Annotated in this window: 12 protein-coding genes; 11 read left to right on the top strand and 1 reads right to left on the bottom strand. The window is 46.7% G+C overall.

Annotated elements, in window-relative coordinates; genetic code table 11:
• Window positions 1-99 precede the first annotated feature (99 nt).
• From K0I62_RS15860 to K0I62_RS15815, 10 genes are all read left to right on the top strand, one after another.
• A complete protein-coding gene (locus tag K0I62_RS15860; protein ID WP_220069029.1) occupies window positions 100-315 on the top strand; it encodes a DUF4177 domain-containing protein in 216 nt (71 codons plus the stop codon).
• A 2-nt stretch (window positions 316-317) separates the two neighbouring features.
• Window positions 318-542, top strand: coding sequence for a membrane protein insertion efficiency factor YidD (gene yidD, locus K0I62_RS15855; protein ID WP_220069028.1), 225 nt, complete (start codon window positions 318-320; stop codon window positions 540-542).
• Entirely contained in the window at window positions 542-931 is a 390-nt protein-coding gene (locus tag K0I62_RS15850) for a TM2 domain-containing protein (protein ID WP_220069027.1), read from the top strand. The genes yidD and K0I62_RS15850 overlap by 1 nt, the downstream gene beginning before the upstream one ends.
• Window positions 932-1,209: 278 nt before the next feature.
• Window positions 1,210-2,472 (top strand): efflux RND transporter periplasmic adaptor subunit, encoded by a 1,263-nt coding sequence (locus tag K0I62_RS15845; RefSeq protein ID WP_220069026.1) that lies wholly within the window; start codon window positions 1,210-1,212, stop codon window positions 2,470-2,472.
• Between the two features lie 7 nt (window positions 2,473-2,479).
• Window positions 2,480-2,746, top strand: coding sequence for a hypothetical protein (locus tag K0I62_RS15840; protein ID WP_220069025.1), 267 nt, complete (start codon window positions 2,480-2,482; stop codon window positions 2,744-2,746).
• Between the two features lie 45 nt (window positions 2,747-2,791).
• A complete protein-coding gene (locus tag K0I62_RS15835; protein WP_220069024.1) occupies window positions 2,792-3,514 on the top strand; it encodes an ABC transporter ATP-binding protein in 723 nt (240 codons plus the stop codon).
• Window positions 3,515-3,525: 11 nt separating this feature from the next.
• Entirely contained in the window at window positions 3,526-4,836 is a 1,311-nt protein-coding gene (locus tag K0I62_RS15830) for an ABC transporter permease (RefSeq protein WP_220069023.1), read from the top strand.
• 10 nt (window positions 4,837-4,846) lie between these two features.
• Window positions 4,847-6,046 carry an ABC transporter permease gene (locus tag K0I62_RS15825; protein WP_220069022.1) on the top strand — a complete coding sequence of 400 codons (1,200 nt, stop codon included), beginning with the start codon at window positions 4,847-4,849 and terminating at the stop codon, window positions 6,044-6,046.
• 109 nt (window positions 6,047-6,155) lie between these two features.
• Window positions 6,156-7,640 (top strand): sigma-54-dependent transcriptional regulator, encoded by a 1,485-nt coding sequence (locus K0I62_RS15820; RefSeq protein ID WP_220069021.1) that lies wholly within the window; start codon window positions 6,156-6,158, stop codon window positions 7,638-7,640.
• Window positions 7,641-7,723: 83 nt separating this feature from the next.
• Entirely contained in the window at window positions 7,724-9,037 is a 1,314-nt protein-coding gene (locus K0I62_RS15815) for a sensor histidine kinase (RefSeq protein ID WP_220071417.1), read from the top strand.
• 251 nt (window positions 9,038-9,288) lie between these two features.
• Here the strand turns inward: K0I62_RS15815 and pyrC are convergent, their stop codons facing one another.
• On the bottom strand, window positions 9,289-10,317 hold the full coding sequence (pyrC, locus tag K0I62_RS15810; protein WP_220069020.1) for a dihydroorotase: 1,029 nt from the start codon (window positions 10,315-10,317) through the stop codon (window positions 9,289-9,291).
• A gap of 263 nt (window positions 10,318-10,580) precedes the next feature.
• Between pyrC and K0I62_RS15805 the strand changes: the two genes are divergently transcribed.
• Window positions 10,581-12,284, top strand: coding sequence for an FAD-dependent oxidoreductase (locus tag K0I62_RS15805; RefSeq protein WP_220069019.1), 1,704 nt, complete (start codon window positions 10,581-10,583; stop codon window positions 12,282-12,284).
• Window positions 12,285-12,334: the final 50 nt, after the last annotated feature.

Below are 12,334 nucleotides of genomic sequence, written 5' to 3'. Positions count from 1 at the left end.
GTAGTCAAGTGCGATGTCGCACACTTTATCCTATTCATCTTGATGCCTGCTTATTGGTGTTATAACATTATGTATTTATTGTAATAGTTGGTTAAAAAAATGACAAAGTATTCAGAGTATAAAGTAGTTCATATCGTTGAAGGTGGCTGCGGTACTATTTTGCTAGGGGCAAGTGGTTTGCCAATTCAAAAAATGGAAGCTGAGCTAAACAAGTATGCGCAAGATGGTTGGCAAGTCGTATTTCAAGTCGTTGAACAAAAACGCTTTATGCTATTTTGGAAGCGTGAGGCCGTAATTATCACTCTCGGCCGTTAAGTTTGCTTAAATATATTTCTTTGAAGCTTATCCACCGCTACCAAGTTAGTGGTGGCTCCAAGCAATTATTGAACATTGAGTGTAACTTCGAACCTACCTGTTCTGAATATACTAAGCAGTGTATTTCGAAGTATGGGGCGCTAAAGGGTTGGAAGCTTGGTTTGTCGAGAATAAAGCGATGTAGTCAACCAGACTTAGTTGAAAAAATATATGACGAGGTGCCTTAATGCGCTTATTCGAACCAATAGAGCAGCTAGAGGAAAATGAAGATTCATTGAGAAAGCAGGTAAATGCATTACCTGAAGCTCAAAAGAAAGAGTTTTATAAGCGTCAATCTGAAGAACTCAAAGATCCTGATACCTATGCAGCGTTGAATTGGTTTTTTCTTGGTGGCTTTCATCACTGTTACTTGAGGAAATATGCTTTATTTTCATTTGAGTTAATACTGTTGACTATTAGCATTATTGGACTTGTTTTAGAGTATACAAACTCACTTTTCATTATTGCTTTCTTGGTTCTTTTTGAGTTACCTCAACTGTTTTTCTCGCAGAAGATAGCAAGGCAATATAACTATGACGTGTCTTGTGACATTTTTAATGAAGTCAGCAGAGGCTGAGTTTAAAACTACCGTATAACAACTAAGGTTGGGCCAGCGCGAAGCTGTGCTCCCCGCTCCTCTTTCTTCGCTAAACCGTTCTACTTCCTGATTTACGGACACTTCCTTATAACATCGGACACTTAACATGTGTCCGCGGACACTTTTATCTTTCCTAAAATACCTATTTCAATCCTAAGTGATTGGTTTTAATTGTTATTTATAATTGGCACGACAATTGTAATCCTACATTGTATAAATCGATGAGATCGAGTAACGGACACAGTTAGGGATCAATAATGATTAAAGATACCAGCGGACAAGATAAACAAGTCGCTCCCAGTTTAGGGCGTCGTTTGCAATGGCCTTTGAGTCTTGGGGCAGCGGTGCTACTTGTATCTGGCTTAGTTTGGGCGAGTGTCAACGGCAGTAGTGTGAGTGAGTCTATCGACAGTACAGAGTTACGCTTTGCGACCTTGGAGCGGGGCACGTTAACCCGTGATATCGCCACTAACGGTAAAATTGTCGCGGCGAATGCACCAATCCTCTACAGCCCTGAGCGCGGTACTGTGACTTTGCTTGCGAAACCAGGGGATAGGGTTGAACAAGGGGATGTGGTCGCGCAAATAGAAAGTCATGGTTTGACTAATAGCCTGAAGCAGCAAGAGGCGCTACTTGAAGGAATGCAAAGTGCGCTGGAACGAACCCGTCTCGATGCTCGTCGTGAACAGCTTAAAGCCCTACAAACCATGGATATGGCAAAAGTTGATTTAGATGCGGCGGACCGTGAAAGTCGCCGTGGTGATCAACTCATTGAAAGCGATCTTATTTCAAAAATTGATTTTGAGAAAAACAAAGATGATCTGCATAAGGCCAAACTCTTGTTTGCTCATGCGAAGCAAGAAGCTGATCTGATGAAAGATACGCTCGCCTTTGAGCTAAAAAATAAGGCGCTAGAAGTGGATAGACAGGCACTGGTGGTTGCAGAGCTAGAAAGACAGGTGGCGGCATTGAATATCACCGCCCCCGTTGGCGGCATCATAGGTAATTGGTTAACTGAGCAAAAAGCGCGTATCGAACAAAGTCAGCCTATTTTGACTGTGGTCGACTTAAGTGCGTTTGAGGCCGAATTGGCTGTGCCAGAATCTTATGCCGATGAGTTAGGGCTCGGCATGGATGTCGAGCTGAGCTTTGGTAGCGTGACCGTGATGGGCAAGCTCTCTTCGATATCGCCTGAAGTACGCGATCGCGAAGTGACCACTCGGGTGCGCTTTAAGCAAGATGACAATTTACATCTGCGCCAAAATCAGCGTTTATCGGCGCGCGTGTTACTGGAAAATCGCAGTGATGTCTTAATGGTAAAACGTGGGGCGTTTGTCTCCAGCGGTGGGGGGCGTGTGGTTTATCGCGTGGATGGAGATATTGCAGAGCGTACAGAGATTCAACTCGGCGCGCGCAGTATGAGTCATGTTGAGGTTTTGCAAGGTGGTGAAGTGGGTGACAGATGGGTGATCTCCAGTATCGAGCCGTTTAAACAAGCCCAACAAGTATTAGTTCGCTAGGAGAAAGATGATGAAGGAGTTGAGTCTTTGGCTTAACCGGGAGCGGGTGATTACCATATCGGCATTATTGCTGCTGTTAGTGGCCGTACAAGTGATGACCCAAGATGCGTCAGATTGGTTTTTATTGGGTCTTAATATCTTGCAGGCGACAGAGTTTGCTGGTGCTCAGCAGCTCGAACAAAGTCTAGCGGAGGTGATTAAGGTTGATGCCGATCTAGGTGAGACGTCCGTCGCGTTAGTGGAATTGACGATTAAGTTACTCGGTGCGAGTTAGTCTAATTATAACGAATTGATAAAAGAGAAATTAAGGAATAACACCATGTTATTGATGAAAAATATCAGCAAGGTATTTAAAACGGATTTAGTCGAAACCCATGCATTACGTGATTTTAACCTCGAGGTGAATGAGGGCGAGTTTGTTGCCGTCACTGGGCCATCTGGTTCGGGAAAAACCACCTTTCTTAATATCGCGGGTTTGTTAGAGGGCTTTACTCATGGCGATTACTTTCTCGATGATGTCAATATCTCGAATCTGAGCGATAACAAGGCCGCCGGGATCCGTAATGAAAAAATTGGCTTCATTTTTCAGGGATTCAACCTGATCCCCGATCTTAACTTAGCCGAAAATGTTGAAGTGCCATTACGTTATCGCGGCCTCAACGCTGCTGAACGTCAACGCAGGGTTAAACAAGCGCTTGAGCAAGTTGGCTTAGGAGCTCGGATGAAGCATCTACCGTCACAACTTTCCGGTGGTCAGCAGCAGCGTGTGGCTATTGCCCGTGCTCTTGCTGGCGAACCAAGATTTCTCCTCGCCGACGAGCCAACAGGTAACTTGGACAGCCTGATGGCTCGTCAGGTGATGGAGCTTTTAGAAGCGATCAATAAGGCGGGAACGACCATCATCATGGTGACTCACGATCCTGAGCTTGCTCGCCGTGCTCAGCGCAATATTCAGATCGTCGATGGTCAAGTGTGTGACTTTACCCTTTATCAAGGCGGTCAGCCCCATCTGGTTGACGGTGCCGAGCAAGTGGCTATTTAAGGAGAGTAGGCATGTTTTTATATTACGTGGATCTGGCCTGGCGCAGCATCAAAAAGACCCCGGTGTTATCACTATTGATGGTGCTGGCGATCTCTATTGGTATCGGCATTACGATCACGACGCTTAACGTGTACAACATGATGTCCTTTAATCCGGCAGGAGATCGCAACGACAGATTGAATGCCATTCAGCTTTGGAGTCAGGGAGTGGACTCTTGGGATGAGTATCATTCGCTGGTGACATACCAAGATGTGATGAATCTGCGTCAGTCTGATGTGCCCAAGGCGCAAGCGGCAATGTTTCGCTCTGGTGCGGCAGTGCAAATCGATGACCCAGAGTTTGTGCCCATTCTTCGAGGGGTAAGAGTCACCGATAGCGGATTTTTCAGCCTGTTTTCGGTGCCGTTTTTATACGGCAATGTTTGGGATAAATCGGTTGATAGCGATCCACAATATCAAGTGGTTATCGGCGAGGAGCTCAACCAGAGTTTATTTGGTGGTGAAAACAGCCTAGGCAAGACTGTCTATCTTAATCGTAAGCCGTACCAAGTTGTGGGGGTGATTAAAGAGTGGAATCCTCAGCCTAAATATTATGATCCGACCTCGGGAGCGTTTAATAAAGCTGAGCAGTTATTTATCCCATTTTCACTGACACCTATTGAAGAGTTTGATGTGTGGGGCAACTCATCGGGTTGGAAGTTTGAACCTATGTTCAGTTATTCCGACCGTTTAACCTCAGAGAAGGTGTGGCTGGAATATTGGGTCGATTTACCTAGTGAAGAGTCTCGCTCGGCTTATCGCAGCTTTTTAACCAACTATGTCGAGCAGCAAAAAGGATTGAATCGTTTTACCGACGATAAAGCCGCGGCCGATTCGGTACAGTTATCTAATGTTGCTGCTTGGCTCGAGATGAATCATGTGGTGCCCGAAGATAATAAAATATTGGTTGGCTTGAGCGCGCTGTTTCTGTGTGTGTGTTTGGTCAATATTCTGGGATTGATGTTAACTAAGTTTCTTAAACGAGCACCAGAGGTCGGGGTAAGGCGTGCTATTGGCGCCAGTCGCGCGCAGATTTTTTCCCAATATATGGTCGAGGTCGGCGTGATTGGCTTATTTGGTGGGCTATTAGGTTTGCTTTGGGCTTGGCTTGCGCTCTATGGCTTGTCGGCGCGATTTAATGTGTCCGATGGCCTGACAAATTTATCGATCAATATGTGGGTTATCACGCCGACTATCGCGGTTGGCACTGCGTTGTTAGCGGGTTTGTATCCAGCCTGGGTGGTGTGCCGCACTAAACCTAGCGTTTATTTAAAAAGCCAATAAGGGATTTAAAATGCTTAATATTAAACCGATTCTAAGCACCTTAATGCGCAGTAAGAGTGGCCCTGTATTGCTGCTATTACAGATTATTTTATCTGTCGCTATCGTAGCCAACGCCAGTTTTATTATTCATGAGCGGCTGGGCATGATGGAGCGTGATTCTGGTATTGCCGAGTCTGAGATCTTAAGTTTCAATATGTATAACTTTGATCCCAATATAGATGCTGTGCAACAAAATAAACTGGATCAGCAACTGTTACGCAAGCTGCCTAATGTGCTTCATGCGACGTCGACAAACATGCTGCCGTTAAGTGGCAGTGGTTGGTCGAGCACCCTTAACTTAGGGCCCGATCCAGAAACGGCTAAATCGACGCCCCAATTTGCGATGTATTTAGGGACTGAGCACACTATAGATACTCTAGGCGTTAAGCTGATTGAGGGGCGCAACTTCTATCCCGATGAGATCAACACTAGCCTTTCTGCTAGTGGCAAACTGGCTATCGTGTCAAAGGCTTTCGCCGATGCGACTTGGCCTAATGAGTCGCCACTGGGCAAAGTGTTATATGAAGGGGAAGATACCCAGATAACCGTTATTGGCGTGGTGGAAAAGCTGCAAGGTGCTTGGATAGATAGTGACGATTTAGAATACAGCGTTATTCAAAATGTCGATTGGGGCGGGCGTTCCTACTTGGTTCGTGCGAATCCCCGTCACCATGCTGAACTGAAAAAGGCGATCACCGATGCCATGCTCAAGGAAAACCCCAATCGGGTTATTGATGATTTTCAGTCGATCAGCGCGGTAAAGGAAAGCTCCTATCGAGATCATGAGTTGATGGTGACAGTACTGTCGATGATGGTGGTGTTATTGCTACTGATCACCAGCTTAGGACTGACTGGTATGGTGATGTTTAATATTCAGCGCCGTACAAAACAGATAGGTACTCGCCGTGCATTAGGGGCGACAAAAGGTGATATCTTGAGTCTGTTTTTGGTGGAGAATTACATTATCTGCATCCTTGGCGGTGTGGTTGGTGGCTTGTTGGCTATGTTACTTGGGCAGCAACTGATGCAGCATTATGCGCTGCCTCATCTTGAGTGGGGTTATCCTGTGATGACGGTTATCGGCTTATTAGCGGTAACCACCATAGCTGTGGTATTGCCGGCGCGTAAGGCGGCCAATATCTCACCGGCAATGGCGACGCGTAGCGTGTAAGTTGTCGTGTTCGTTTCAGTACTCGAAAGTGCTATGACCTTTATATTACTGGCACTTTCGGGTAGTTTTGTTGTTCTTGTATAGATGTGTAAAAAATTAATAAGAAGATATGGATACCATTCTCATCGTTGATGATAATCAAGCAGTGTGCAGCGCACTGGCATTGATGTTAGAACTACATGGATTTAACACTCATACTTGCCTCTCACCCGATGCGGCCTTAGCCTGCATGAGCGATCATGAGTTTGCGCTAGTGATCCAAGATATGAACTTTACTCAAGACACTACATCCGGTGAAGAGGGGAAGCGTTTATTCTTTGAATTGCGGGCGTTGCAGCCACAACTGCCGATTATCTTACTCACCGCCTGGACTCAGCTTGAATTAGCGGTGGAGCTGGTTAAGCAGGGTGCTGCCGATTATATGGGTAAGCCTTGGGATGATGATAAGTTACTTAATAGTGTCAATAATCTTATTTCGCTTCACCGACTCTCTAAACAAAATACTCAGCTGGCTCGCAGTGAACATCAGCGGATGGCAGCGATTAAAGATGCTGACTTATGCGGCATAGTGTTTGGCAGCGGTGCAATGCAGCGCTGTATCGACTTGGCGCTGCAAATTGCCAAATCAGATGTATCGGTGTTGATTACTGGGCCTAATGGTGCGGGTAAAGATAAATTGGCCGACATTATTCATGCTAATTCTCCACTTAAGAATAAGCCTTTTATCAAGGTGAATGTGGGTGCGCTGCCGATGGAACTGCTTGAAGCGGAACTGTTTGGCGCGGAGGCGGGGGCGTTTACTGGGGCGAATAAGACCCGAATCGGTCGCTTCGAGGCGGCCGACGGCGGCACACTATTTTTAGATGAGATAGGTAATTTGCCTCTCTCAGGCCAGGTCAAGTTACTGAGAGTGCTACAAACGGGCGAATTTGAGCGCTTAGGAAGTCATCAGACTCGCAAGGTCAAGGTGAGGGTATTGAGTGCGACCAACGCCGATCTGGCGGACGATATTGCCACGGGGCGATTTAGAGAAGATCTCTTCTATCGCTTGAATGTGATTGAGCTTGCTTTGCCGCCATTGCACCAACGTCAAGACGATATTCTTCCTCTGATTGGTCATTTTATAGGGCCAGGTTTTTCATTGTCTAAGTCGACCCAGCAGGCCTTAGTTAATCATCCTTGGCCGGGGAATGTTCGTGAGTTAGAAAATGCCTGTAAACGGGCGGTGATTTTAGCCCCAAGCCCTGAGCTGACCATTGCCGACTTCGGTTTGTTGAATTTGGTTGGCAGTCGAGATTTAGGCAGTCGAGATTTATCACCTGCGGCTGAATCTGAACAATATAGCCGTCATGCGGGCGCGCGATCTCAGACTCACTCCCAGCCCGATACTCAGCCCCTGACCTCTTCTCATCTTCCTCCTCAGAATGATACCGTTGCTGGTGCAAAAATAGCGGCCAAAGTCGACCCCGACAAGGATGAAATTGAAACGGCCCTTGCCGAGCATAATGGCGTTATTGCTAGAGTGGCTAAGGCGTTGGGATTAAGTCGCCAAGCGCTATACCGGCGCATGGAAAAGTTTGGTATTGATAAGTGAGCCAATCATTGAATCAGCGACCCGATCACAGCGATATCATATCCACAGGGCTGTCACTGCGGACTAAGCTCATTTTGGGCGCAATGTTGTCAACTTTATCTGCCATAGGGTTACTGATAGGGCTTTTTTGGTGGTTAGCCCCAATGGCGATAACCGATTTGGGCTGGCCGCTTATTAGTGCCGCTGTTTTGGGTTGTTTGACATTCTCACTGCTGGTGAGTCGTTATCTTACTCACGATCTCGGGCGCAGTTTAAGTGCATTAGAGGTGGGTCTGCTTAATTTTAAAGATAACGATTTTAGCGTGCATATTCCCCTGCAAGGAGATGGCCAACTTCGGGCGTTGGCGACCCTGTTCAATGAGTCTGCAGAGGTGTTACGGCGAGAGCGTCAGTATATCTATCAGCGTGAACTGCTGCTCGACAAGGTGATCCAAAGCTCGCCCAATGTGATGTTACTGCTCGATGATCAACAGCGGGTTATCTATGCTAATGATGCCGCCCGTCACTTGTTTAATCAGGGCATACGAATCGAAGGACTGAAATTGCCTGAATTGCTTAAAGGGTTGAGTGAAGAGTTAGCGATAGCGCTTAACAACCCTAAGGGCGGCTTGTTTACCTTGGCCAGCGAGAACGAAGATCGTGAGGATGAAACTTGGCACCTGTCTCGTGGACGTTTCTTGCTTAACGGCCAGTATCATCACCTTATTTTACTTAAGCAGATGACACGTGAGCTTAATCGGCAAGAGGTAGCGGTTTGGAAAAAGGTGATTCGAATCATCAGCCATGAGCTGAATAATTCGGTGGCACCTATCGCCTCTATGGTGAAATCGGGGCGCAAGATCACTGAGCCGCTAGCGGATCCTAAGCTCAAACTGATTTTCGATACCATTGAAGATAGAACCAGCCATTTAAGCCAATTTATTTTTAATTATGCCCGTTTTGCCAAGCTGCCTTTACCGAAAAAGAGTCGAGTCGATTGGACTCGTTTGACCGAACAGTTGGCGCAACATTATGGTTTTACCCTTGAAGGTGAGTTGCCGCCAGATCCCGGTTATTTCGATGTTATTCAAATCGAGCAGGTACTACTCAATTTACTTAAAAATGCTCATGAATCCGGCTCCAATGTCGACGATATATCGCTGCGTATCTATGCCAGTATTTTGGCCGATGGTGTTTCAGGAGTGATTATCGAAGTTAAAGATAGCGGAAGCGGCATGTCGCCTGAGGTATTGACTCAAGCCTTATTACCTTTTTACTCGACTAAACACTCGGGAACTGGCCTAGGTTTGGCATTGTGCCGAGAAATAGTCGAAGCCCATGATGGACGCATAAGCTTGCATAATCGCGCGGATGCGGGATTGATGGTGAAACTCTGGTTGCCTAATGATGAGAGTTAGTGATGCGCCCTAGCCATAAGAGGCATTAAGAGAAAGGTATCGATAGATGATCATTTATTAAGGGTCATATATTGAGAGTCATATGTTGAGGGTTACATATGTTGAGGGTTGTTGGTACGACATGAGCTACTCTCGCGATAGAAAAAGTCTCACCCTTAGATAAAACACCGCCAATTTGCGGTGTTTTATTATGGATTGCTACTGATTAACCCTAGTTAAGCTGACTATTTATCAACTTATTTATCAACTTGTCACTTCTCAACTTGCCACTCGATGGTTTCGCCAGCGCGGATAGGCACGACGCCAGTATCACCCAACGGATAGGTTGCTGGCACATCCCAGCTGCGTTTCACTAAGGTGATGGTGTCGCTGTTGCGCGCTAGGCCATAAAAGTCTGGGCCGTTGAAGCTGGCAAAGGCTTCTAGTTTATCTAACGCATTGACCGATTCAAAGGCTTCAGCATAGAGTTCGATCGCTGCGTGAGCGGTATAAGACCCCGCGCAGCCACAAGCCGCCTCTTTACGATCTTTAGCATGAGGGGCCGAGTCAGTGCCTAAGAAGAACTTCTTATTGCCACTGGCCGCTGCCGCGAGCAGTGCTTGCTGGTGGGTGTTGCGCTTTAAGATAGGCAAGCAGTAAAAATGAGGACGAATACCACCGGCTAACATATGGTTACGGTTATACAGCAGGTGATGGGCAGTGATGGTTGCTGCCACATTGTCTGGCGCGCTCATCACAAAGTCGACCGCATCTTTAGTGGTGATATGTTCAAGCACGATTTTAAGCTTAGGAAAGTCTTCAACCACTTGCTTTAAGGTGTTCTCGATGAAGATCGCTTCTCTGTCGAAGATATCGATAGAGGAGTCAGTGACTTCACCGTGAACCAAAAATAGCATGCCTACCTCTTGCATCGCCTCAAGCACTGGGTAGATGTTTTTGACATCGGTCACGCCCGAATCTGAGTTGGTGGTGGCCCCGGCCGGATACAACTTAGCGGCGACTACTTTGCCTGAAGCCTTAGCGGTGCGAATATCCTCAGCTGTCGTATTATCGGTCAGGTAGAGCACCATCAAAGGCTCAAAGTTGGTCGTGGTTACGGCTTTGATGCGCTCATAGTAGGCCATGGCGCTATCAAGGTTGGTGGCGGGTGGTACGAGATTTGGCATGATGATCGCGCGGCCCATATAGCGGCCTGTGTCTCTGACGGTATCGGCAAGCACATCGCCATCGCGTAGGTGAACATGCCAGTCGTCTGGGCGAGTAATGGTTATTGTGGTCATTGAGGTATCTTTCTTTTTGCGTAGAGTGGCTGGATCTTATGTGGCTGGACGAGCGCTGTAAAGGGGAAACTTGTCAGACAATGTTGCTTCGAGACAGATCAGTATTTAAAAAATATCAATTTGGAAAATGTCCTTAACTTGAACCGAGATCACTGTTTTAAATTTTCACTTAGATTTTTCTAATAAAACAAATTTGCATGTAATGGCGAATGTAATACACTTTCGGCCATGATTTGGTTTGGGTTGAAATTAGAGGCATTAAGATGAAAAAAATTTTGATTATCGGTGGCGTCGCAGGGGGCGCCTCTGCAGCGGCTCGAGCACGTAGACTCAGCGAAGATGCACAAATTATCATGTTTGAGCGTGGTGAGTATGTCTCTTTTGCCAATTGTGGCCTGCCTTATCATATCAGCGGTGAGATCAGCCAGCGAAGCGCGTTAGTATTGCAGACTCCTGAGAGCTTTAAAGCGCGATTTAATGTCGATGTGCGAGTGATGAATGAAGTTGTCGCCATCAATCGTCAGGATAAAAGCGTCACGGTTAAAAATCAGCTCGATGGCTGCGAATATTGTGAGTCTTATGATTTTCTACTGTTGAGTCCTGGCGCTTCGCCAATAGTGCCGCCTATTCCCGGTATCGATAATCCGCTTACCCATTCACTGCGTAATATTCCTGATATGGATCGCATTCTGCAGACGATCCAGATGAACAATGTTGAACATGCCACCGTGGTTGGTGGGGGTTTTATTGGTCTTGAGATGATGGAGTCACTGCATCACTTAGGCATTAAAACGACCTTGCTGGAATTGGGCGAGCAAGTGATGACGCCGATTGACCGAGAAATGGCGGGATTTGCCCATGTTGAAATTAGGCAAAAGGGTATCGATCTGCGTTTGGAGACCGCCTTATCTGCTGTTGAGTATGTGCCGCAGGTGCATATGGCTAGCGATGCAGCGGGTGAAGATACCGCCCATCAACATATTAAAGGTCACTTAAATCTTTCTTTGAGTAATGGTGACAGCCTAGATACCGACTTGTTAATCATGGCGATAGGCGTGCGACCAGAGACACAGCTGGCCCGTGATGCAGGGCTAGAGATTGGTCAATTAGGTGGCATATACACCAATGAGATGATGCAAACCAGCGATCCCGCTATCTTCGCAGTGGGTGATGCAGTAGAAGAGCAAGATTTCGTCACGGGTTCACAAACTCTAGTACCACTTGCCGGACCTGCCAATCGTCAAGGGCGGATGGCTGCCAATAACATGTTTGGCCGTCAGGAAAGCTATCAAGGAACTCAAGGTACTGCGATCTGTAAAATCTTCGATTTAGCGGTGGCTTCTACGGGTAAAAATGAAAAACAGCTTAAGAAAGAAGGCATAGAGTACCAAAAAGCCTACGTCCACACCGCGAGCCATGCCAGCTACTATCCAGGTGCTGAAGTTGTGTCGTTCAAGCTGTTGTTTGACCCAAGCTCAGGCAAGATCCTTGGCGCGCAGGCGGTAGGTAAGGATGGTATCGATAAGCGCATCGACGTCATGGCGGTTGCCCAGCGAGCGGGGATGACCATAGAGCAGTTACAGCATCTAGAGCTGAGCTATGCGCCGCCATTTGGCAGCGCAAAAGATGTGATCAATCAGGCTGCCTTCGTTGCTTGCAACATAATGAAAGGCGATGCGATGCCGATTCATTTTGATGAGATCGATAACCGAAGCGATGAGCAATTGTTACTGGATGTGCGTAATCCTAGTGAATTGCAAAATGGCGGATTTATCGATGGTGCGCTGAATATTCCTGTCGATGAGTTGCGCGATCGCATGGATGAGCTACCTAAAGATAAAGAGATCGTTATCTATTGCCAAGTAGGCCTACGCGGTAACGTGGCCTATCGTCAGCTGGTCAATCGTGGCTACAAGGCCCGTAACCTGATCGGTGGTTACCGTACCTATAAGTTTGCCAAGGCTTAGTCCTTTGTATCAAAGGCGTCTTTGCCACATAAGACTCCTTTAAATTCTAT

Origin of the sequence: Shewanella psychrotolerans, assembly GCF_019457595.1 — a bacterium.
Taxonomy (GTDB): domain Bacteria; phylum Pseudomonadota; class Gammaproteobacteria; order Enterobacterales; family Shewanellaceae; genus Shewanella; species Shewanella psychrotolerans.
The sequence above is the reverse complement of the archived record's forward strand: the minus strand, read 5'-3'. Positions and strand labels throughout refer to the sequence as shown.

Excerpts from the sequence above, each read along its gene's own strand:
- K0I62_RS15860 (WP_220069029.1), top strand. The coding sequence starts at position 100 with ATGACAAAGTATTCAGAGTATAAAGTAGTTCATATCGTTGAAGGTGGC.
- K0I62_RS15850 (WP_220069027.1), top strand. The coding sequence starts at position 542 with ATGCGCTTATTCGAACCAATAGAGCAGCTAGAGGAAAATGAAGATTCA.
- K0I62_RS15845 (WP_220069026.1), top strand. The coding sequence starts at position 1,210 with ATGATTAAAGATACCAGCGGACAAGATAAACAAGTCGCTCCCAGTTTA.
- K0I62_RS15840 (WP_220069025.1), top strand. The coding sequence starts at position 2,480 with ATGATGAAGGAGTTGAGTCTTTGGCTTAACCGGGAGCGGGTGATTACC.
- K0I62_RS15835 (WP_220069024.1), top strand. The coding sequence starts at position 2,792 with ATGTTATTGATGAAAAATATCAGCAAGGTATTTAAAACGGATTTAGTC.
- K0I62_RS15830 (WP_220069023.1), top strand. The coding sequence starts at position 3,526 with ATGTTTTTATATTACGTGGATCTGGCCTGGCGCAGCATCAAAAAGACC.
- K0I62_RS15825 (WP_220069022.1), top strand. The coding sequence starts at position 4,847 with ATGCTTAATATTAAACCGATTCTAAGCACCTTAATGCGCAGTAAGAGT.
- K0I62_RS15820 (WP_220069021.1), top strand. The coding sequence starts at position 6,156 with ATGGATACCATTCTCATCGTTGATGATAATCAAGCAGTGTGCAGCGCA.
- K0I62_RS15815 (WP_220071417.1), top strand. The coding sequence starts at position 7,724 with ATGTTGTCAACTTTATCTGCCATAGGGTTACTGATAGGGCTTTTTTGG.
- pyrC (WP_220069020.1), bottom strand. The coding sequence starts at position 10,317 with ATGACCACAATAACCATTACTCGCCCAGACGACTGGCATGTTCACCTA.
- K0I62_RS15805 (WP_220069019.1), top strand. The coding sequence starts at position 10,581 with ATGAAAAAAATTTTGATTATCGGTGGCGTCGCAGGGGGCGCCTCTGCA.